The 21881-nt window shown below is 68.7% G+C and carries 15 protein-coding genes; 11 read left to right on the forward strand and 4 right to left on the reverse strand.

Annotated features, from left to right (window positions below):
- The first annotated feature begins 253 nt into the window (after positions 1-253).
- From ACFWIW_RS39460 to ACFWIW_RS39510, 11 genes are all read left to right on the forward strand, one after another.
- Entirely contained in the window at positions 254-1570 is a 1317-nt protein-coding gene (locus ACFWIW_RS39460; RefSeq protein WP_378373161.1) for a nucleotide sugar dehydrogenase, read from the forward strand.
- On the forward strand, positions 1551-2738 hold the full coding sequence (locus tag ACFWIW_RS39465) for a glycosyltransferase family 4 protein (RefSeq protein WP_378373162.1): 1188 nt from the start codon (positions 1551-1553) through the stop codon (positions 2736-2738). The genes ACFWIW_RS39460 and ACFWIW_RS39465 overlap by 20 nt, the downstream gene beginning before the upstream one ends.
- A gap of 139 nt (positions 2739-2877) precedes the next feature.
- On the forward strand, positions 2878-4158 hold the full coding sequence (locus ACFWIW_RS39470) for an exopolysaccharide biosynthesis protein (RefSeq protein ID WP_378373182.1): 1281 nt from the start codon (positions 2878-2880) through the stop codon (positions 4156-4158).
- A complete protein-coding gene (locus ACFWIW_RS39475) occupies positions 4155-5729 on the forward strand; it encodes a Wzz/FepE/Etk N-terminal domain-containing protein (protein WP_378373163.1) in 1575 nt (524 codons plus the stop codon). The genes ACFWIW_RS39470 and ACFWIW_RS39475 overlap by 4 nt, the downstream gene beginning before the upstream one ends.
- A gap of 190 nt (positions 5730-5919) precedes the next feature.
- Positions 5920-7815: an asparagine synthase (glutamine-hydrolyzing) gene (gene asnB / locus ACFWIW_RS39480; protein ID WP_378373164.1), complete on the forward strand. Its 1896-nt coding sequence runs from the start codon at positions 5920-5922 to the stop codon at positions 7813-7815.
- Positions 7816-7830: 15 nt separating this feature from the next.
- Entirely contained in the window at positions 7831-10011 is a 2181-nt protein-coding gene (locus tag ACFWIW_RS39485) for a bi-domain-containing oxidoreductase (protein WP_378373165.1), read from the forward strand.
- Positions 10011-11948: an alginate lyase family protein gene (locus ACFWIW_RS39490; RefSeq protein ID WP_378373166.1), complete on the forward strand. Its 1938-nt coding sequence runs from the start codon at positions 10011-10013 to the stop codon at positions 11946-11948. The genes ACFWIW_RS39485 and ACFWIW_RS39490 overlap by 1 nt, the downstream gene beginning before the upstream one ends.
- Entirely contained in the window at positions 11945-13468 is a 1524-nt protein-coding gene (locus ACFWIW_RS39495) for a right-handed parallel beta-helix repeat-containing protein (protein ID WP_378373167.1), read from the forward strand. Before ACFWIW_RS39490 ends, ACFWIW_RS39495 begins: the two co-directional genes overlap by 4 nt.
- 1 nt (position 13469) lies before the next feature.
- Positions 13470-14675, forward strand: a complete 1206-nt coding sequence (locus ACFWIW_RS39500; RefSeq protein ID WP_378373168.1) for an O-antigen ligase family protein — start codon at positions 13470-13472, stop codon at positions 14673-14675.
- A complete protein-coding gene (locus tag ACFWIW_RS39505; protein WP_378373169.1) occupies positions 14672-15853 on the forward strand; it encodes a glycosyltransferase family 4 protein in 1182 nt (393 codons plus the stop codon). The genes ACFWIW_RS39500 and ACFWIW_RS39505 overlap by 4 nt, the downstream gene beginning before the upstream one ends.
- Entirely contained in the window at positions 15850-16485 is a 636-nt protein-coding gene (locus ACFWIW_RS39510) for a phosphatase PAP2 family protein (RefSeq protein ID WP_378373170.1), read from the forward strand. The genes ACFWIW_RS39505 and ACFWIW_RS39510 overlap by 4 nt, the downstream gene beginning before the upstream one ends.
- On the opposite strand, the gene ACFWIW_RS39515 is transcribed toward ACFWIW_RS39510, so the two are convergent.
- The 4 genes from ACFWIW_RS39515 to ACFWIW_RS39530 all read right to left on the reverse strand — a co-directional run bounded on the left by ACFWIW_RS39515 (position 16469) and on the right by ACFWIW_RS39530 (position 21880).
- Positions 16469-17419 (reverse strand): hypothetical protein, encoded by a 951-nt coding sequence (locus ACFWIW_RS39515; protein ID WP_378373171.1) that lies wholly within the window; start codon positions 17417-17419, stop codon positions 16469-16471. The two genes, ACFWIW_RS39510 and ACFWIW_RS39515, sit on opposite strands and share 17 nt — an antisense overlap.
- A 146-nt stretch (positions 17420-17565) precedes the next feature.
- Positions 17566-19002: a right-handed parallel beta-helix repeat-containing protein gene (locus ACFWIW_RS39520; RefSeq protein WP_378373172.1), complete on the reverse strand. Its 1437-nt coding sequence runs from the start codon at positions 19000-19002 to the stop codon at positions 17566-17568.
- A gap of 56 nt (positions 19003-19058) precedes the next feature.
- A complete protein-coding gene (locus ACFWIW_RS39525) occupies positions 19059-20567 on the reverse strand; it encodes a right-handed parallel beta-helix repeat-containing protein (protein WP_378373173.1) in 1509 nt (502 codons plus the stop codon).
- Positions 20564-21880: a glutamate-1-semialdehyde 2,1-aminomutase gene (locus ACFWIW_RS39530; RefSeq protein WP_378373174.1), complete on the reverse strand. Its 1317-nt coding sequence runs from the start codon at positions 21878-21880 to the stop codon at positions 20564-20566. Before ACFWIW_RS39530 ends, ACFWIW_RS39525 begins: the two co-directional genes overlap by 4 nt.
- Between the last annotated feature and the right edge of the window lies 1 nt (position 21881).

Here is a 21881-nt window from a genome sequence, read left to right on the forward strand (position 1 = left end):
GTGGTAAGTGACGTTCTAACGTCACTTACCACTCACGACCAACCCGACCCATCGCCCACCGCCGCCCTCAAGCCTCACGAGATCGTTACGCGTCCCTTACGCGCGCCCTGTAGCGTTTCGCGCCCCTCGGACGATGAGTAATTCCCTTGCCGCACAGGCATTCCGCCAAAAGCAGGCGAACGCCGGACACCGGTAACGAACCCGGTCCCACGGCCGACCAACGGGCAGCGGAATGCGGCTGGAGGAATTCGTCATGAAGATCAGTGTCTTCGGGCTCGGTTACGTCGGTTGCGTGTCGGCGGCGTGCCTGGCCGGACGCGGGCACGAGGTCGTCGGGGTCGACGTGAACCCGGTGAAGATCGAACTCGTCTCCAGCGGCAAGGCGCCGGTGGTCGAGGAGCGCATCGGGGAACTGACCGCGGAAGTGGTCGCCGCGGGCAAGCTGAGAGCGACCACCGACGTCAGACAGGCGATCGCGGACAGCGAAGTCTCCCTGATCTGTGTCGGTACCCCGTCCGCGCCGAACGGCAGCCTGTCGACGGCGTTCCTGGAGCGCGTCGCCGAGGAGATCGGCGAAGCGCTCCGAGACAAGACCGAACGGCACACCGTCGTCTTCCGCAGCACCATGCTCCCCGGCACCTGCCTGGACCTGCTCGTCCCCATCCTCGAGAAATCGTCCGGCCGCACCGCCGGCGTCGACTTCGGGGTCGCGGTGAACCCCGAGTTCCTGCGCGAGGGAAGCAGCGTCAAGGACTTCTTCGACCCGCCCAAAACGGTCATCGGCGAGCTCGACCCGGCCAGCGGCGACGTCGTCGCGGCGCTGTACGAAGGGCTGCCCGGCGAGGTCTTCCGCGTCGCGATCCCGGTCGCCGAGATGACGAAGTACGCCGACAACTCCTTCCACGGGCTCAAGATCGGCTTCGCGAACGAGCTCGGCGCCATCTGCCGAGCGCTGGGGCTCGATTCGCACCAGGTGATCGACGTCTTCCTCGCCGACCGCAAGCTCAACATCAGCCCCGCCTACCTCCGCCCCGGGTTCGCCTTCGGCGGCTCGTGCCTCCCCAAGGATCTGCGCGGCCTGGTCTACGCCGCGCACCGTGCGGACGTCGCCGTCCCGATCCTCTCGCACGTGCTGCCCTCCAACGACGAACATCTCCAGCGCGCCTTCGACCTCGTCGCGCGCACCGGAAAGCGCAAGATCGGCCTGTTCGGCCTGTCGTTCAAGCCCGGCACCGACGACCTTCGCGAGAGCCCGCTCGTCGAGCTCGCGGAGCGGCTGCTCGGCAAGGGTTACGACCTCCGCATCTACGACGCCAACGTCAGCCTTTCGCGGCTGATGGGCGCGAACCGCGAGTACATCGAGGGCAGGCTGCCGCATCTCGGCCAGCTGCTGGCCGGCTCCATCGGCGAGGTCGTCGACCACGCCGAGGTCTGCCTCATCGGCTGTGCCGATCCGGAGGTCCTCGCGGCGCTCCCGGCCGGTGGCGGCCACACCATCATCGATCTCGTCCGCGTACCCGACGCCGCCGAGCGCCGGGCTGAAGAGGGATATGTCGGTCTTGCCTGGTAAAGCTCTCATCCTCGTCGAGAACCTTTCCGTCCCCTTCGATCGCCGCGTCTGGCAGGAGTGCCAGACCCTCACGGCCGCCGGCTGGGAGGTCCACGTCATCTGTCCACAAGGGACGAAACGGGACACCGAAGCCGAGGTCACCATCGACGGCGTCCACATCCTGCGGTACCCGCTGAAGGCCGCCACCGGTGGCCCGGCCGGGTACGTCCAGGAGTACGGCTCCGCGCTGTGGCACACGCTCCGGCTCGCCCGCAAGGTCGGCCGGGTCGACGTGGTGCACGCCTGTAACCCGCCGGATCTGCTGTTCCTGGTCGCGCTGTACCTCAAACGCCAGGGCGCGAAGTTCATCTTCGACCAGCACGACCTCTGCCCCGAGCTGTACCTCTCGCGCTTCGACCGCGGGGAGGACTTCCTGTACCGCGCGGTCTGCGCGCTGGAGCGCCGCACGTACAAGACGGCCGACGTCGTCATCGCGACCAACGAGAGCTACAAGGAAGTCGCCGTGAAACGCGGCGGCAAATCGCCGGACGACGTCTTCGTCGTGCGCAGCGCGCCCGTGGTCGAGCGGTTCCACAGCGTGCCGCCCGAGCCCGAGCTGAAGAAGGGCAAGCCGCATCTGCTGGCGTACCTCGGTGTGATGGGCCCGCAGGACGGCGTCGACTACGCGTTGCGCGCGCTCGCTTCACTGCGTGACGAGGTCGGCCGCACCGACTGGCACGCCGTGTTCATCGGTTCCGGTGACGCCTTCGACGCCATGGTGGCGTTGTCCAAGGAACTGAAGCTCGACGACCAGGTGGAGTTCACCGGCCGGATCTCCGACGAGGACCTGCTGCGCTATCTGTCCTCGGCCGATGTCTGCCTTTCGCCGGATCCGCTGAATCCGCTCAACGACGTGTCGACCATGAACAAGATCATGGAGTACATGGCGATGAGCCGTCCGATCGTCTCCTTCGAACTGCGTGAGGCCCGCGTTTCGGCCGGGGAGGCCGCGCTGTACGCGCCGGCGAACGACGAGCCGGAGTTCGCGAAGCTGATCGCGCATCTGCTCGACTCGCCGGAACAGCGGGCCGAGATGGGTGAGCTGGGGCGGGCACGCGTCGCCGGCCCGCTCTCGTGGGAGAACTCGCAGAAAGCCCTGCTAGCGGCCTATGCGGCCGCGGTCCGGTGATCGGCTTCCCGATCGCGTTTTGAACAAGACTCGGGCAATCCTGTAACCAACATCGCGGTCGCTCCGACGGGATTGATGCTGCACCCGCACGCACCGATGGGAGACCCCGGCTTTGACTGACGACACGGTGCGCCTGTCCATGCTCGGACAGGTCTTGCGCGGGCGATGGCGGACCTTGGTGGTTCTCGCCGTCCTCGGCGCCCTGGTCGGCGCGGGATCTTCGGTGATCCTTTCGCCCGGCTACATCACGACGTCCAGCGTGCTGCTGCAGGGCCCGCGCGAGGCGGACGAACTGCTCACCCAGGCCGAGGTGGCGACCAGTTCGGTCGTGCTCGACCGGGCCGCCGCCGGGCTGGGCGACGGGATGACCGGCGCCGAGCTGCGGGAGAAGGTGGCCACGTCGGTCGCACAGGGCAATGTCATCACCATCGAGGCCACCGGTGACACCGCCGAACAGACGCAGCGGATGGCCGATCAGCTCGCGAGCGAGTTCGTGAAGTACTCGACGCAGATCATCGCCGGTTCCGGTGACGCGGCGGTCCAGCTGGCGCAGGAACGCCGTGAGACGCTGCGCCAGCAGGTCCAGCAGACGAACCAGCGCATCAGCGAACTCTCCGCGAAGGTCAACGACGGCAAGACAACCGTCGAGAGCGTCCAGCTCCGCACCGAACTGCAGGGCCTGCGGTCGTCGATCGAGTCGGCGATGTCGAGTTTGAACGCGGCCGACACCGCCAGCGGCCTCGGCAACATGGTCGTCCTCGGTTCGGCCGAGCTGCCGTCCTCGGCGGCGGCGCCCACGCTTCCGCAGCTCGCCCTCGGCGGCGCGGCGCTGTTCTTCCTCATCGGCCTGTTCGGTCACCTCTTCACCGCCCGCACCGACCGGCGGCTGCGGGACGAGGAGGAGATCGCCGCGGCGATCGGCGGCCCGGTGCTGGCCACCTTCGACGCCGTGGAGCGGCCGCCCGCCGGGACCACGTTGCGGGCGAAGCTCCTGCGCGACGACAGGCCGTGGAACGTCCCGCGGGTCGACGTCTTCGCCGACGAGATCGACTCCGACGTCCTGTACCGGCGCCTGATCTCCCGGCTGCCGCACCGGCGGCTGCTCGTGCTCGCCGCCGACGGCGATCGCGCCGGACAGGCCGCCGCCGGACGGCTCGCCGCCCTCGCCGACCGGTGGTTCACCGTCGTGACGGTGTCCCCGGCGCGGCCCGTCGTCGCGGACACCGACGCGGACAGGGTCCTCGTCGTGACGAGCCTCGGTTCCCGGTCCGCGTGGGAGCTGGTCGGGATCGCCGAAGCCGTCGCCGACGCCGGTCTCGCCGTGGTGGGCACCGTGCTGATCCGGCCGGTCCGGCCGACCCGCACGCGGCCCGGCGCGTCCACCCCGTCCGACCACGAAGCACTGGCAGGTACCGCGTGACCAGCGCCGAAAAAGCGAAGTCAGAGCCGCTCATCGACCTGCAGCGGCTGGTCGTCTCGGTACGGAGACGACGACGGCTGTGGGTGGCCACCGCCCTGCTGGGGCTGATCGCCGGCGGGCTGGTCGCGATGCTCCTGCCGTCGCCGCCCACCGCGGTCGCGCAGATCCTCGTGATCCATCCCGACGACTCGCCGACCGACAGCGGAACGCTGATGCGGACCGACGTCGCCGTGCTCCAGACGACGAAGACCGCGGGCGAGGCGCTCAAGAAGCTGAACAGCACGCAGCCGCCGGAGGAGTTCCTCAAGGAGTACGAGGGGCTCGGCCTGACGAACAACGTGCTGCAGCTGACCGTCAAGGGCAAGACCAAGGACGAGGCGCTGGCCCGCGCGCAGGCGATCTCGGACGCCTTCATCACCGAGTACATCGGCCGCAACCAGGCGGCCGCGGCGGCGCAGCAGAAGGCCCTGCTCGATCAGCGCAACCAGGCCCAGAACGAGCTCACCCCGATCGAAGCGTCGATCGTCACCGAAGAGGCCAAGGGGCGCAACGCCAACCCCGCGCAGCTGGAGCGGCTGTACTCGCGCCGCGCGGAGCTGACGTCCAAGATCTCCGACTACGACGGCCGCGCGCAGGAGGCGGGCATCGGCACGCCGAAGGTCGCCGCCGGGACGCAGATCGTGGACGCGCCGCGGATCCTGCCGCATTCGCTGCTCAAAACCTTCGCCACCGACGCCGGGATCGGCTTCGCGCTGGGGTTGCTCGCCGGGCTGGGGCTCGCGGCCGTCACGAGCGTGGTGAAGGACCGGCCGGTGCTGCGCCGCGAGATCTCGCAGCACCTCGGCGCCTCCGTGATCGCGCAGCTGCCCAAACCGCCGCGTTTCCTGCGGCGGTCCCGAGCGGCGACCCGGCGGCAGCGGGTCGCCGCGACGCTGGTCCGCGCGGCCCGGCAGGAGGGCGGCTCGGTGTCGCTGCTCGACCTCGGCGCCCGCCAGGTCACCGCCGCGCTCGCCGTCGACATGGCGCGCGAGCTGGCCGAGAAGGGGCCGGTCTCGCTCGTCGACGACCTGCCGAAGACGGACCTCCGCGAGCTGGCCGGTGAAGGCCCGATCCAGGTGCTGGACCGCGGCGACACCCCGATGACCGCGACGGAACGGCGTATCGGCGTCGGCTCGGTCGAGCCCGGCACGGCGTGGACCGACCTCGAATTCCTCGGCGCGGAGACGATCCTCGTCGTACGCGCCGGACACGCGAACACCGAATGGCTGCACACCGTCGCGCGTCAGCTGGCGGACCGGCGGATCCCGATCATCGGCGTCGTCGTGGTGGACCCGGATCCGCGCGACCACACCGACGGGACGTTGTGGGACGGGCTGCACACCGCCTTGCGCGGCCGCGCCGGTGCCGTGCCGGAGCGGCGGACGGTGCAGCCGGTCGAGATGTTCCCGCGGGAGAAGAAGAACGGGCGGCGGCATCCGACCCCGTACAAACGCGCCGACGACTACGACAACGCCGATCAGCCGACCAAACGATTCAAACCCGTGTCACCGGACAACGCCGAAGCCTTGTAAGGGACGGATGGCGGAGCAGAGGTGCAACTCGATGAAGGGACGACACACGTGAACCCGCCATGCCGGAGGCCCCGCTGGCGCGGTGGCAGGGCGTCCCTTCCACCGGACGTGCCGTGAACCGCCGACCAGCGCCCTGCCGACGTCGGCCGCGGTCGCGGGTTCACCTCTAGAGAAGGGGAGCGAAGAGCAGATGTGCGGTATCGCAGGGGCCTACTCCTGGCCGGACGGGGGACCGCTCACCGATCGGCTCACCAAGACACTCGCGCACCGGGGGCCGGACGGTTCCGGCCGGTACGACCACGGGGAAGTCCACTTAGGACACCGGCGCCTGTCGATCGTCGACCTGACCGAGACGGGCGCGCAGCCGATGGTCAAGGACGGGCTCGCGCTGACCTACAACGGCGAGCTGTACAACGCGCCGGAGCTGCGGAAGGAACTCGAAGCCGCCGGTGTGCGCTTCCGTGGCACGTCCGACACCGAGGTCCTGCTGGAGGCCTGGCGGAAGTGGGGCACCGATGGCCTGCACCGGCTGCGCGGCATGTTCGCGTTCGGCGTCTTCGACGAGCGGTCCGGCGAGCTGGTGCTGGTCCGAGACCAGCTCGGCATCAAGCCGCTGTTCCTGGTGCGCCGCGGCAAGGGCGTCGCGTTCGCGTCGGAGCTGAAGGCGCTGGCCGCCGAGCTGGGCGGTTCGCTGACCGTCGACGACACCGCGCTGGTCGCTTCCCTGCTCTACTACTGGGTCCCGGACGGCCGCTGCGCGTTCCGCGAGGCCGAGAAGCTGCCGCCGGGCAGCTGGGCGCGGTTCCGGCCGAACGGCGACGTCGAACGCGGCACCTTCTGGTCGCTGCGCCAGGTCGCCGAAGAAGGTGCGGCCTATGAGGGCGAGTTCGACCTCAACGCCGTCATCGAGGACTCGACGCGCAAGCACCTGATCGCCGACGTGCCGGTCGCGACGTTCCTTTCCGGCGGGCTCGACTCCAGCTACCTGACCGCGCTCGCCGCGCGCGAGCGGCCGGGGATCTCCGCGTACACCATCGGTTTCCGGGCCGAGGACGCGAAGTTCGAGGCGATGCCGGACGACCTGATGTACGCGAAGAAGGTCGCCGCGAAGTTCGGCGTCGACCTGCACGAGATCGAGATCGCGCCGCAGGTGCTCGACCTGCTGCCCCGGATGACGTATCACCTCGACGAGCCGATCGGCGATCCGGCGGCGATCAACAGCTACCTGATCTGCACCGCCGCCCGTGAGGCCGGGGTCAAGGTGATGCTCTCGGGGATGGGCGCCGACGAGCTGTTCGCCGGGTACCGCAAGCATCTCGCGAACAAGATCGCCGTGCGGTACCAACGGGTTCCCGGTCTCGTGCGGCGGCCCGTCGAGTCCCTTGTGGACAGACTGCCGGTGGCGACGTCGAAGCGCGGGTTCCGCTCGGTCCGGTTCGCCAAGCGGTTCCTCTCGTTCGCGGAGCTGCCCGAGGAGACCGCGTTCCGGCGCAGCTACACGATGTACGACCAGGCCGAACTCGCCGGTCTGCTGAACCCGGACCTCGCGGGCGCCGTCGACGACGTGATCACCGAACACGCGGACACCTATCACGACAACACGTTGTCGGATTTCGTGAACCGCATGTGTCTCGCCGATTCGCGGCTCTTCCTGCCCGGGCTCAACCTCGCCTACACCGACCGGTCGAGCATGGCCGCCTCCACCGAGGTGCGGACGCCGTTCGTCGACATCGAGGTCGTGAAGGCCGCGTTCCGGATCCCCGGTGACAAGAAGATCGTGAAGCGCCAAGGGAAGATGGCGCTCAAGGAAGCGGCGCTGTCCATCCTCCCCGCCGAGATCGTGCATCGGCCGAAGGGGCTGTTCAGCGCGCCGCTGCGGGCTTGGATGAGCCGCGACCTCGCGCCTCTGGTGCGCGAGGTGACGAACGAAGGTGAATTGGTGAAGGCCGGGTTCCTCCGCCGGGAGGCCCTGCAGAAGCTCGTCGACGAAGACGCGTCCGGGCAGCAGGACCGGTCCAAACATCTCTGGCACATCTTGACCCTCGAGTACTGGTATCGCGGCGCCGTTTCGGCCCGAACCCCCTGATCGCTGAGGAGCGACGTGAAGCAGGTAGTGCAGAACTACAAGAGCGGGGAGCTGGCGCTCCTCGACGTCGAAGTGCCCGCGTGCAAACCGGGGGGTGTGCTGGTCCGCACCGCCTATTCGCTGATCTCCACCGGCACCGAGATGATGAAGGTGTCCGAGGCGAGCCTTTCGCTGGTCGGCAAGGCGAAGGCCCGGCCGGATCAGGTCGCGAAGGTGATGCAGAGCGTCGCCACGAACGGCCTGGGCGCCACCTACCGCAAGGCGATGAACAAACTCGACTCGTACACGCCGCTGGGGTACTCGCTGTGCGGCGTGGTCGAGGAGGTCGGCGCGGGTATCGACGACGTCGCCGTCGGGGACTACGTGGCGTGCGCGGGGAACGAGCACGCGCTGCACGCGGAACTGAACTGGGTGCCCAAGAACCTCTACACCAAGGTGCCCGGCGGCGTCGACCCGCGGCACGCCGCGTTCGGCACGGTCGGTTCGATCGCGATGCAGGGGGTCCGACAGGGCGAACCGCAGATCGGCGACATCGCGCTGGTCATCGGGCTCGGCCTGATCGGTCAGCTGGTCGTGCAGCTGCTGGTCGCCTCCGGGGTCCGCGTGGTCGGCGTCGACCCGGACCCGGCGCGGTGCGCGCTCGCCGAACAGCTCGGCGCCCTGAAATGCGGTGACCCGGCGTCCGGCGTCGTCGACACCGCGGTCGCGGAGATCAGCTCCGGGCACGGCGTCGACCAGGTGTACCTCGCCGCGGGCGGCAGCACGAACGAGCCGGTGGAGCTCGCCGCGAAGCTGGCGCGTGACCGCGGCCGCGTGATCGACATCGGCAAATGCTCGCTGAACCTGCCGTGGAACGCCTACTACGAAAAGGAACTCGACGTCCGGTTCTCCCGCTCGTACGGCCCCGGCCGCTACGACCCGGAGTACGAACTCGAAGGCCGCGACTACCCGATCGGCCAGGTCCGCTGGACCGAGCGCCGCAACCTCGAATGCGTCGTCGACCTGATGGGCAGCGGCCGTCTCGACGTCGAACCGCTGATCTCGCACGTCTCGGCCTTCTCCGACGCCGTGGAGACGTACCGGAAGCTCAACGAGGGCGAGCTCAAGGCCGTCGCGGTGCTGTTCGAGTACGAGAAGCGCGCCGTCGCGGCCACCGAACAGGTCTCCGCGGTCACCATGCCGAAGACCGCGTCGGTGCGGGCGGTGCCCAAGGGTGGCGGCGTGCGGGTCGCGTTCGTCGGAGCGGGCAACTACGCGTCCTCGATGCTCCTGCCGCATCTCGCCGAGATGGACGGCGTCGATCTCACCGAGGTCGTCACCACCTCCGCGCTTTCGGGCGCGAACGCCAAACGCAAGTTCGGCTTCGCCCGAGCCACCACCGATCTCGACACGATGCTCGAAGACTCCTCCGTCGACGCCGTGTTCATCGTGACCAGGCACAGCTCGCACGCCGAGCTGACCAGGCGCGCGCTGCTCGCGGGCAAGGCCGTCTTCGTCGAGAAGCCGCTCGCGCTGACGGAGAAGGAACTGGAGATCGTGCTCGGCGCGATCGAGGAATCCGGCAACGACCGGCTCCAGGTCGGGTTCAACCGCCGGTTCGCCCCGCTGCTGAACGAGTCGGTGCTCCACTTCGGACCGCGGATCGGCCCGGCCTCCGTGCGGTACCTGGTCAACGCCGGTCAGCTCGACGCGAACAGCTGGTACAACCAGGCCGACAGCGAGGGTTCGCGGTTCGCGGGCGAGGGTGGTCACTTCATCGACACGGTCAGCTGGCTGCTCGGCTCCGACCCGGTCTCCGTCTACGCCACCGCGACCCCCGGCCACCAGGACCTGCAGATCCTGCTGCGCTACCCGGACGGCTCGACGGCGTCGATCGCGTACACCACCAGCGGTTCGACGGCGTTCCCCAAGGAGACGATCGACGTCACCGCCGACGGCAAGGTGCTGAAGTTCGACGACTTCGCGCGCGCGTCGGTGTTCGGCCGCAAGAAGTGGGCCAGCTCCCGGATCCCCAAGGGCCGGGACAAAGGTCAGGCCGCCGAGCTCGAAGCGTTCGTCAACGCGCTGACGACCGGCGTGTCGATGCCGGTGTCCGTCGAGTCGCTGGTTTCGACGACGCTGGCCACGCTCGCGGTCGGCCGCAGTCTCGAAACCGGTTCCGTGGTGCGGATCAACGCCAAGGAGGGGCTGGGCTGATGGATCCGTCCTGGTACCTGCGAAGACTGTCGAGGATGGGGCCCGCCGAGATCGCGGGCCGGGTCACCGACGTCGTGCGCAAACGCCAGTGGCGCGGGGTCGCGGGGGAGAAGGCGGCTTGGCTGCCGGTCCGCCGGTTCGCGACGGTGCCCGGTGAGGACGTCCTCGCCGGTGTCTCGGGCGAAGCGGTGAAGGATCTGCTCGTCACCGCCGACCGGCTGATGGACGGGCGCGCCGAGTACTTCGGCGTCGAGCGGGACGACCTCGTCGATCCGGATTGGTCGTACGACCCGAAGACCGGGCGCCGCGCACCGTCCGATGTGTACTCCTTCGACATCCCGTACCGGAGCGAGGAGACCGTCGGCGACATCAAGCAGATCTGGGAGCCGTCGCGGCACCAGCATCTCACCGTGCTGGCCGCCGCGTACGCCCTGACCGGTGAGGACCGGTACGCCGAACGCGTGGCCGCGCACCTGAAGTCGTGGTGGGCGGCCAACCCGCCGATGCGCGGGGTGCATTGGGTCAGCGGGATCGAACTCGGTATCCGGCTGCTGTCGTGGGTGTGGGTCCGGCGCCTGCTCGGCGGCTGGGCGCAGGCCCCAGCGCTGTTCGAGGACAATCCCGTGGCGCTCAACCAGATCTGGCACCACCAGCGCTGGCTGGCGGCGTTCCCGAGCCGGGGCTCGTCGGCGAACAACCACGTGATCGCCGAGGACGCGGGGCAGCTCGTCGCGGCCTGCGCGTTCGCCTGGTTCCCCGAGTCCGGCCGGTGGCGGGATTCGGCGCTCGCGTCGCTGGACAAGATGTTGCGGCACAACACCTTCGACTCCGGCCTCAACCGGGAACTCGCGACGGAGTACCACGGGCTCGTCCTGGAACTCGGGCTAGCCGGGGCACTGGAGGCGAAGGCCGCCGGGGTCGCGGTGCCCGAGTCGACCTGGCTCGTGCTGCTCCGGATGACCGACGCGCTGGCGTCCATTGTGGACAATCGGCTGCGGCCGCCGAGACAGGGCGATGCCGACGACGGCTTCGGGCTCATCGTCGACGGTGACGAGACCAGCCGCTGGGCTTCGCTGATCGACACCGGATCAGTCCTTTTCGGACGGTTGGACTGGTGGCCGGAGACGTCGGGTGGCGACGTCCGCACCCAGCTCTTCTCCGCGCTGGCCAAGGACATCCAGGTCGACGCGCGGCGTCCGGTGCGGCGGCGGGACGACTTCGCCGACGCCGGGATGACCATCCTGCGCGACGGCGGGATCTGGTGCCGGTGCGACGGCGGGCCGCACGGCTTCCTGTCCATCGCGGCCCACGCGCACGCGGACGCGCTCTCGGTGGAGGTCCGGCACGACGGCGTCGACATCCTCGCCGACCCGGGGACCTACTGCTACCACGGCGAACCGAAGTGGCGGTCGTACTTCCGGTCCACGGCCGGGCACAACACGCTCGAACTCTCCCGAACCGACCAGTCCGTCTCCGGCGGGCCGTTCCTGTGGACGAAACACGCGGTCACCACCGTGATCGCGGCGGGAACGCCGTCGCGCTGGAGCGCGGAACACGACGGCTACGCGCCGTCCGTGCACCAGCGTTCGGTGGAGCTGGACGGCGCCGAACTGCGGATTCTCGACGAGGTCCGCGGCGGCGGGGCACCGCACTGCCGTCTCGCGTTCCATCTCGGACCGGCTGTCGAAGTCGCCTTGACCGGGAGCAAGGCCGTCCTGTCGTGGACGGTCGACGGCCAGGACCGGACGGCTTCGTTCGAGCTCCCACCGGAGCTCACCTGGTCGGCGCATCGCGGCGAAACCTCGCCGCCGATGGGCTGGTATTCGGCCGGGTTCGGCCGCCGCGAGCCCGCGTGGACGCTGCTCGGCAGCGGCACCGGCACCACGTTCACCAGCGTGCTCACCTTCGATTCAGGTAACGAGGATCCGCCATTGTGACCGCACGACCGCACCGCCTCCGCCGGGCAGCGCTTCTGGTGCTGCTCGGCTCGTTGACGCTCACCGCCTGCACCACCCCGGCCGAGGAACCGGGACCGGATCCGGCCAAGGTGCCGTCCGGTTCCGTCGCGCAGGTATGCGACAAGCTGCCGGAGGGCCCGGCCGAAGCGCCGGCGGGGGCGGTGAAGATCGACCCGGCGGTGCAGGGCGACCTCGCCACGAAGACACGCTCGAACCCGCCCGGGACGACGTTCTGGCTGGCACCGGGCACGCACAGACTCGGCGACGACCGCTACGACCAGGTCAACCCGAAGCCGGGCAACGTCTATCTCGGTGGTCCGAAGGCGATCCTCGACGGCCGCAAGATCAACCAGTACGCCTTCTCCGGTGACGCCACCGACGTCAAGATCCGCAACCTGACCGTCCAGGGTTTCGCCGCGCCGCACGACGAAGGCGTGGTCAACCACGATTCGGCCGACGGCTGGGTCATCGAGCACAGCACCGTCCAGGACAACGACGGTGCGGCGCTGATGGCGGGCGCGCGGCAGCAGGTGCGCGGGAACTGCCTGCGGCGCAACGGGCAGTACGGGATGAACGCCTACGCGCAGAACAACAGGATCACCGGCCTCGTCGTCGAGGGCAACGAGATCACCGGCAACAACACCGGGGACTGGGAAGCCAAGATCGACGGCTGCGGCTGCTCGGGCGGCGTCAAGTTCTGGTCGGTCGACGGTGCCGACGTCACCGGCAACTGGGTGCACGACAACCGCGGCGTCGGCCTGTGGGCCGACACGAACAACAACGATTTCCGCATCGAGGCCAACGTCATCGAGAACAACGACGGCTCGGCGCTGATGTACGAGACCAGCTACAACGCCGTGATCGCCGGGAACACCATCCGCCGCAACAACTGGGTGGACGGCAAGCGCTACATCGACCGCGGCGACAGCTTCCCGGTGGCGTCGATCTACGTGTCCGAATCCGGCGGCGAGCCGAGGGTGAAGGCGCGGACGGACAAACTGGAGATCTCCGGGAACACGTTCGAGAACAACTGGAACGGCGTCACCCTGTGGGAGAACTCCGACCGGTTCTGCAACAGCCCGGCCAACACGTCGTCCGGCTCCTGCACGCGGCTGGTGCCGGAGCAGGCGAACTGCGCGCAGCCGGCGATCGCGGCGGGCGGTTTGAACGCCGACTGCAGGTGGAAGACCCAGCGCGTCGAGATCCACCACAACCGGTTCGTGCTCGACCCGGCCGTCGTCGGCTGCGAGGAGAGCTGCGCACGGATGGCGATGCTCGCGAACTTCGGCACGTACCCGGAGTGGTCGCCGTACAAGGGCGAGGTGGTCCAGCAGGCCATCACGTTCCACCAGGGCAACCGGCTCTACGACAACGTCTACTCGGGGCCGTGGAACTTCGTCGCCTTCGAGCCGAGCCGAGTGCTGGGCTTCGGCGAATGGCAGGGCGCGCCCTACAAACAGGACCAGGGCAGCAAACTGACCCGTGCGGGAGGTGGCTGACATGCTCGAACCCGCGGTCCGTCCGGCGGCGATCCGCAGTACCCCCAAGGCGGTCTCCATCGCCTGGACGTTGCTGATCATCAACACGCTGGGCTCGACAGGGGCGAAGACGGTCATCCCGCTGCCGAGGTCGGTCAGCCAGCTGATCACCATGGGCGCGCTGGGGGCGGCGTTCGTGATCGCGCTCGCGCTGAACGCCAGGCTGCGGATCAGGCCGAGCGCCTATCTCTTCCTGCTCACGGTGCTGCTGGTGCTGAGCGTGCTTTCGAGCCTGAACCTGGAAGGCGGCTTCGGCGCGCTGTTCCGCTGCTTCCGGTTCGCGCTGTTCATCAGCACGCTGTGGTTGCTGACCCGCTGGTGGAACGGCGGTCTCGACCTCGTCCGCACGCATATCCGGGCTTACGGCGTGGTGCTGGTGACGGTGGTGATCGGGCTCGCGCTGGGCCCGGGCAACGCGCTGCCGTTCGAATACGGCGGACGGCTCACCGGCACGCTGTGGCCGCTGACGCCGCCGCAGGTCGGCCAGTACGCGGCCGTCGTCATCGGCCTCACGGTGCTGCTGTGGCTCGGCGGGAAACTGGAGCGGCGGAACGCGCTGGTGGTCATCGTGCCGTCGTTCGCGATCCTGCTGCTGACGCACACCCGCACCGCGATGCTCGGACTGGTGGCCGGGACCGTGGTGGCGCTGATGTCGCAGTGGATGTCCAGCGCCCGCGCGCGCAAGGTGTTCACCGGGCTGGTCCTCGTCGGGGTGTTCTGCGCGGTGGCGTTGAGCGGGCTGCTGCAGACCTGGTTCCTGCGGGGGCAGTCCGAGGAGAACTTCTCCAGCCTCACCGGCCGCGCGAAGGTGTGGGACGCGCTGCTCGACGCGCCGCGGACGACACTGGAGTACCTGTTCGGTGTCGGGCTGACGGACAAGTCCTACGACGGGCTCCCGATCGACAGCAGCTGGCTCGCCGTCTACCACGAGCAGGGCTATGTCGGGATCGCGATCGTGGCCGCGTTCCTGCTCGTGCTGATCGTGGTCGCGGTGCTGCGGCCGCCGTCGCCTGCCAGGGCCTGCGCGATCTTCCTGATCACCTACTGTCTTTCCGCCTCCTACACCGAGGCGGGCCTCGGCGACGCGTCGCCGTACCTGCTGCACCTGGCGCTGGCCGCGTCGCTGCTGGTGCGAAGCGACCCTGAGCTTTCCAAGGAGCGCGCGTGAAGGTCCTCGTGATCCACAACCGGTACCGATCCGAGCAGCCGAGCGGCGAGAACAACGTCGTCGACCAGGAGACCGCGCTGCTGGCCGAGGCGGGGCACGAGGTGGACCTGTTCGAGCGGCGCAGCGACGACATCGCGGAAATGTCGCTGCCGCGCAAGGCCGTCGTCCCGCTGCAGGTGCCGTGGAACCGGGCGGTGCGCGCGGAGCTGGCCCGGCGCCTCGCCGACGACCGGCCGGACGTCGTCCACATCCACAACACGTTCCCGCTGCTTTCGCCGTCCGTGCTGGCCGCGTGCGCGGACGCCGGGGTGCCGACGGTCGCGACCGTGCACAACTACACCCAGATCTGCCCGCCCGGCACGCTGTACCGCGAGGGCTACATCTGCACCGACTGCGTTGGACGCAAGCCGATCCCGGCGGTGCGGCATGGGTGCTACCGCGGTTCGGGGCTCGCCACCGTGCCGATGGCGGCGAGCATGGTGCTGAACCGCAAGCGCTGGTGGTCCGGTGTCTCGAAGTTCTTCTGCATCTCGAAGGCGCAACGCGAGATCCTGATCGCCGCCGGGATGCCCGCCGACCGGCTCGCGGTGAAGTACAACTACGTCATCGACCCTGGCAAGACACGCAGGGGCGCGGGGGAGCACCTGCTTTTCCTCGGCAGGATCACCGAGGAAAAGGGCATCGGACTGCTGATGAAGGCGTGGGATCGGCTCGTCGCGGCGGGCGGTCCGCTGCCGCCGCTGGTGATCGCCGGCACCGGCCCGATGCAGGACGAGGTCGCGCGCTGGGCCCACGGCCGCGACGACGTCCGCTACGTCGGCCTTCAGTCCAAAGTGGAGTGTCAAGACCTGATCGCCCGCTCCAACGCCGTCATCGCCCCGTCCGAATGGCTGGAGGCGTTCGGGCTGGTCGTGGTCGAGGCGATGGCCGCCGGCGTCCCCACCGTCGCCGCCGCGCACGGCGCCTTCCGCGAGCTCGTCGAGGACGGCGTCACCGGCCTGCTGCACGAACCCGGCGACGCCGAGTCCCTCGCGGCTCGCTTGCGGGAGATCGTCGGCGACGCCGAACGGAACCAGGAGATGGGCTGGGCGGCCAGGCTGGTGTACGAGCAGGAGTTCACGCCGAAGGTCGGCCTCGAACGGCTCGTCGGCGGCTACCAGGCCGCGATCGACGCGTGATCACCGGCCCGCCCGCGATCCCGCCGCGGGCGCGAATCCCGCTCTGGACCCTGGGCGCCTTCGGCTTCGTCGTCGCCCTCGTGCTCGGCTTGCGCTACGCCGGGACCTCGCACACCGCCGGGCTGGACGCCCTCGTGCTCCCCGTCGTCGACCGCGTCGAAGGCCCGCTCTGGTACCTGGCGACCGCCATCGACTTCGCGGGCGAACCGGTGGGCGCGGTCGTGGTGATCGCCCTGTTCGGCTGGCTGTGCCTGCGGCACCGGCGACAGCGGATCGCGATCCTCATGGTGGCGGCGAGCGGTGTGACGGTGGCGCTGACCACCGGACTGAAACCCCTGGTCGGCAGGCTGATCCACGGCGAGTTCCTCTCGTATCCGAGCGGGCACACGGCCTTCGCGGTGACCGTCGCGACCGTCGTGGGGTTGCTGGTGATCGACGTGCGGGGACTCGGGCCCGTCGGCGGGGCTCTGGTGCTGGTGGGGCTCGTCGCGTTCGCGGGGCTCGCGATGGGGTGGGCCGAGGTGGCGCTGGGGGCGCACTATCCGACGGACACCTTCGGAGGGTTCGGGGTCGCTGTCGCGGTGGTGCCGGTGGTGGGATGGACGGTGGATCGGCTCACGCGGCCTGTTTGACGTTCGGCCGCGGCCGCGCCTGCGCCGTCCGGAACGCGGCCTTCAGTTCACGTTCGACCTGCGCCGGCTCGGTTCGCAGACGGGACGGCAACGTCTGGAGCACGACGATCCCCGCGGCGACATAACGGGCGTTGCGCGCGACGGTGGCGCGATGACCGTCGAGGCCGGCGTGGTGGCGGCAGGAATCGATCTCCCAGGCGAAGGCGCACTCGTCGCACCAGAAGTCCGGGGTGGCGATGTAGTTCCCGTGCGCGTCGAAGATCGGGACGTTCCAGCGGCCCGGCGGGAGGCCGGATCTTCGCCAGAGCCGCCACGCGTCGGCCTCGGCGACCGATCTCGCTCCGGCCAGGAGCGGGGCCAGGGCTCGTCTGGGTAGCGCTGTTCCGGTTCGTCCCGCCTGGTCCAGTTCGCGGGTGAGCATTTCGGGGGTGCAGAAGCGGCGTTGGACGGACTCGGCCATCATCGCCTGGATCTCGTCTTCGTCGGTGAGTCTTCGGGCGGCGTCGATGACGGCTCGGGGGACGGGGGCGACGGGGAGGTCGCCGCGGAAGTGGGGGCGCGGCAGGCGGTGAGTCCGCTCTATTCGGGCGAACCCGGCGTCGGCCACGCCGCGATTCGCCGGTATGAGGACGTGGACTTCCTCCTGCTCAGGAACTCTTTCCAAGCCGTGTCGGCGAAGCGCCCATACGCCGGTGAGAACCGCGTCTCGCCGGGCATGGAGCAGCGCGGCGCGGACGCGATGCTCATCGGTCGGCGTGCCACTGCTGAGCAGGACGACTCCGGGCAGCAGTGTTCGCCAGGGGCCACCCGCCGCGCATCGACGGGAGATGGTCCGGCGTGGCACGCCGATCTCCTCGAGTTCGGACGCGCGGACCACCTCGGGATGGCCCGGGGCGGTGAGCAGGGGGTCGGTAGTCCAGCTTCCTCGTCGCACCGGAACATCGTGCAACGCCCTACCGACAATTCTCCCTCGCAGAGTGCATGAAAGTTCCTCTCATGAGAAAAAGCTGGTGACGATGTGGGAATTGGGACACTCAACGTCCCAATTCCCACATCGTCGCGCAGACTCCGCCCGCGAGTTCAGCACCCACCATCCCCAAAAGAGCTACAAGCATCCTGCAAGTAAGGAGACCCCTGCCACCCCGAAACCCCCACGGTCCGCGAAGTGTCATGAACGACGAACCGCCAATCACCCGCATAAGCGTTGTCATACCACCGGTTCTCCTGCCGGAAAGTGACAGCGTCCGAAACGGAGGAACCCCGATAAGGCGACCACTCCGGATAAGTCCCGAAGTTCGCCAAAAGCGCCATCCGCCCGCAATATCCCGAGCAGGAAGCTCCGTGGGAGAACTTGTTGCCGTGGATCGAAACCCGCTGGGTCTTCCACCGGCAGTCGTCATACAACGGACGCGACGAAATCGCCGGCGCGGAACAGGAAGAGACCGAAGGGACGAGAAGCGTGCAAGAGCCGGAGGACGTGTTCGCCGGGCTGTTGCAGAAGCGGTCCGCGTTCTCCCACAGGGTGATTCCGGACCAGTTGTCCTCGAAGACGTTGTCGGTGATCTCCACCAGCGAAGTCCGGGCCCGCACCCTCGGCTCGCCGCCGGATTCCGAGATGTACACCGTCCCGACCGGGAAATCGTCCCCGCGAGCAGCGAAGGCCCGGCCTTGCACGAGGGTGTTCCGCCGGAAGGTGTTCCCGCGGACCACGACGTTGTAGGAGATCTCGTAGAACAACGCCTCCGCCTCGTTGTCCTCGATCAGGTTGTCCTCGATGAGGAAGTCGTTGTTGTTCGTGTCCGCCCACAGTCCGGCGCCGTGGTTGTGATGCACCCAGTTGCCGCGGATGTCGGCGCCGTTCACGGCCCAGAATTTCGCGCCGCCGGTGCAGCCGCAGCCGGGTTCCTTCGTTTCCCAGTCGTCGGTGTTGTTGCCGGTGATCTCGTTGCCCTCGACGAGCAGCCCAGTGATCCCGTCGCCCGCCCGGTACGCGTTGATGCCGTACTGGCCGTTGTTCCTCAGGCAGTTACGGATGATCTGCTGACGCGGTCCCGCCATCATCGCGGCGCCGCGGTTGTCCTCGATCGTGTTGCCTTCGATGGTCCAGTGTTCCCCAGAGTCGTGGTTGACGACGCCCTGATCGCGTGGCGCCGCGAAACCGCGGATCGTGAGGCCGCGGATGACGACGTCGCGAGCCTGCTGAGTGAACGCGTAGCGGTTGACGCCGCCACCGTCCAGTACGGCACCGGGGGCGCCGAGGTAGGCGTTGCCATCCTTGGGGATGATCTGCCCGAACTCGTCCGGGCCCAGCGTGTGCTTGCCGTCGGTCAGCCAGAACGTCGTGCCGGCGGGGAGTTCGCGGGTTTTCGCGGAAAGGTCGTTTCCCGGGGAAACGACCACGGCGCCGTCCGGTTTCCCCGGGCTCACCGGCCCCGCGGCGCAGGCCGCGACAGGAGCCGCCGAGGCCGGGACGACTCCTGTCGCGAGCAGCAGCACCATTACGAGGAACGTCGGCATACTGAAAACGGTAAGCCAGTATGGACCGTCCCAGATGGACACTTACAGGTGAACCTTCAGCAGGTCACCGGCTCTCCGAAACCGCTGCACGCGTCCTGCAGATAGGGCGCCGCCTGCCATTGCGCCGCGGTCAGCCGCCGTGAGGTGTCGTGGGCGACGAACGTCCACGGCCCGTAGTACTGGTTGTCGTACCACCGGTTGTCCTGCCGGAAGGTGATCGCCTCCGAGATCACGGAACCCCGGTACGGCGACCAGGCCGGGAAGGTCCCGTAGTTCGAGAGCACCGCCATCCGCCCGCACAGGCCGAGACAGCCTTCCATCGCCGAGTCGAACTCGAAGGTGTTCTCGTGCACCGAAACGCGCTGGGTCTTCCAACGGCAGTCGCCGTACAGCGGCTCGGTCGCGATACCCGGATCGGAGCAGGCGGAAGTCGGGGAGACCAGCGCCGTGCAGGAGAGCGTGGAGGTGTTCGCCGGGCTGTTGCAGAACCGGTCGGCGTTCTCCCACAACGTGATCCCCGACCAGTTGTCGGAGAACATATTGCCCCGGATGTCGATCCGGCTGGTCCGGGCCGGCAGCCTCGGCTCGCCGCCCGATTCGCTGAGGTACACCGCCGCGACCGGGAAGTTGTCGCCCTTGGCGGCCCGTTTCCGGCCCTGCACCAGCGCGTTCCGGTTGAAGGTGTTCCCGATCAGCTCCAGGTTGTAGGAGATCTCGTAGAACAGGCCCTCGGACGCGTTGTCCTCGATCAGGTTGTCCTGGATGAGGAAATCGTTGTTGTTCGTGTCGGCCCAGAGCCCGACACCGTGGTTGTGGTGGACCCAGTTCCCGGTGACGTCGGCGCCGTTCACGGCCCAGAACTTCGCCCCGCCGCTGCAACCGCAGCCCGGGATCTTCGTCTCCCAGTCGCCGGTGTTGTTCCCGGTGATCTCGTTGCCTTCGACCACCAGGTTGCTCAGCCCGCCACCGAAGCGATAGGCGTTGATGCCGTACTGCCCGTTGTTCCGCAGGCAGTTCCCGATCACCCGCTGGCCGGAGCCGGTCATCATCGCGGCCCCGTCGTTGTCCTCGATGACGTTGCCTTCGATGGTCCAGCGTTCGCCCGAATCGTGGTTGACCACACCCTGGTCGCGTTCGGCGACGAAACCGCGGATGGTCAGCCCGCGGATCACCACGTCCTTGGCCGGCGTGGTGAAGGCCGCGCGGTTGATCCCGCGTCCGTTGAGCACGGCGCCGGGTGCGCCGAGGTAGACGTTGCCGTCCTTCGGCATCACCTGGCCGAACTGGTCGGAACTCAGCGTGTGCTCGCCCGGTGACAGCCAGAACGTGGTCCCCGGCGGGCTGAACCGGGTCCTGTCGGTCAGATCGGTGCCTGGATCGACGACCTGGGCGCCTTCCGGGGCGGAAGGGACGCCGACGGTCGTGCCGCACACCCCTCGAGCCGGCTCTTCGGACGCCACCGCTGTGTCCACTGTGTTCGATCCGGTGACCTGGAGCAGTAGTACGGACACTGCGGCGCAGAACACCCGCGTGCCGGTCGAGCGATATACGATCCCTGGGCTCATACCCTTCTCCGAAATACCGGCTTCACCGGACGGCCACCCAGCCACGGCGCCGGATCATCCGCGTCGAGCGCTTTGCGGTACACGAGGCAGGCCTGCGAGACCACTTCGACCGTCCGGTCGATGTCTTCTTCGGACAACGCGCTGCTGACCACGAACGACGGCCCGAGGACCCCGCCCGTGACCAGTTGCCGCAGGAACAACGTTCGGTAGTCCTGCGACGGGTTCTTTTCGGCGTCGAGCGTGGCGAAGACGAGGTTGCTCGCCCGGCCGCGCACGACGACGTGTTCCCCGACCCCGGCCGAGTCCGCGACTTCACGGACCCCGGCGGCGAGCCGGTCGCCGAGCGCGTGGAGCCGCGCGGCGATGCCTTCTTCGGTGTAGGTCTCCATGACCGCGATCGCGGCGGCCAGCGAATGCGTCTCGGCGCCGTGCGTGGTGGACAGCAGGAAGACGCGGTCCTCGCCGGTGCGCAGCCCGCCGAGCTCCATCAGGTCGCGTTTGCCGGCCAGCGCCGAGACGGCGAACCCGTTGCCGAGCGCCTTGCCGAACGTCGAGAGATCCGGCGTGACCCCGTAGAGCCCCTGCGCGCCCGCCTCCGACCAGCGGAAACCGGTGATCATCTCGTCGAAGATCAGCACACAGCCATACCGGTCGGCGAGTTCCCGCAGGCCGACGAGGTAACCGGCGGGCGGTTCGAGCTGGGTCGACGCCTCCAGGATCAGGCACGCGACCTGGCCCGCGTTGTCCCGCAGCAGCTGTTCCACCGCCGGGAGGTCGCCGTACGGGAACGACACGGTGAGATCGGTGATCGCGTCCGGGATACCCGAAGACATCGCGGTGGTGCCGATGAACCAGTCGTCGATGGAGAAGAACGCGTGGTCGCGGCAGATCGCCACCAGCGGCCTGCCGGTGGCCGCCCTGGTGAGTTTGACCGCGGCCGTGGTGGCGTCCGAGCCGTTCTTGGCGAACTTGACCATCTCGGCGGTCGGCACGGTTTCGAGGAACTTCGTCGCCGCCCGTTCCTCCACAATGGACGGACGGGCGAAGTTGGCGCCCCGGTCGATCTCGCGGTGGGCGGCTTCGGTCACCCTCGGGTGCACGTGCCCGAGGCTGACCGCGCGCAGCCCCGAGCCGTACTCGATGTATTCGTTCCCGTCGACGTCCCAGACGTGCGCGCCGAGCCCGTGCGAGATGACCGGTGCCAGATTCTCCGGATACTGGTCGTCGCCCTTGGCGTAGGTGTGCGCCCCGCCGGGGATCATGGCGTGGAGGCGCTCGTTGGCCCGCATGGATTTGGGCAGCTGACGGGTCATG

Source organism: Amycolatopsis sp. NPDC058340 (assembly GCF_042723975.1).
Lineage (GTDB): Bacteria > Actinomycetota > Actinomycetes > Mycobacteriales > Pseudonocardiaceae > Amycolatopsis.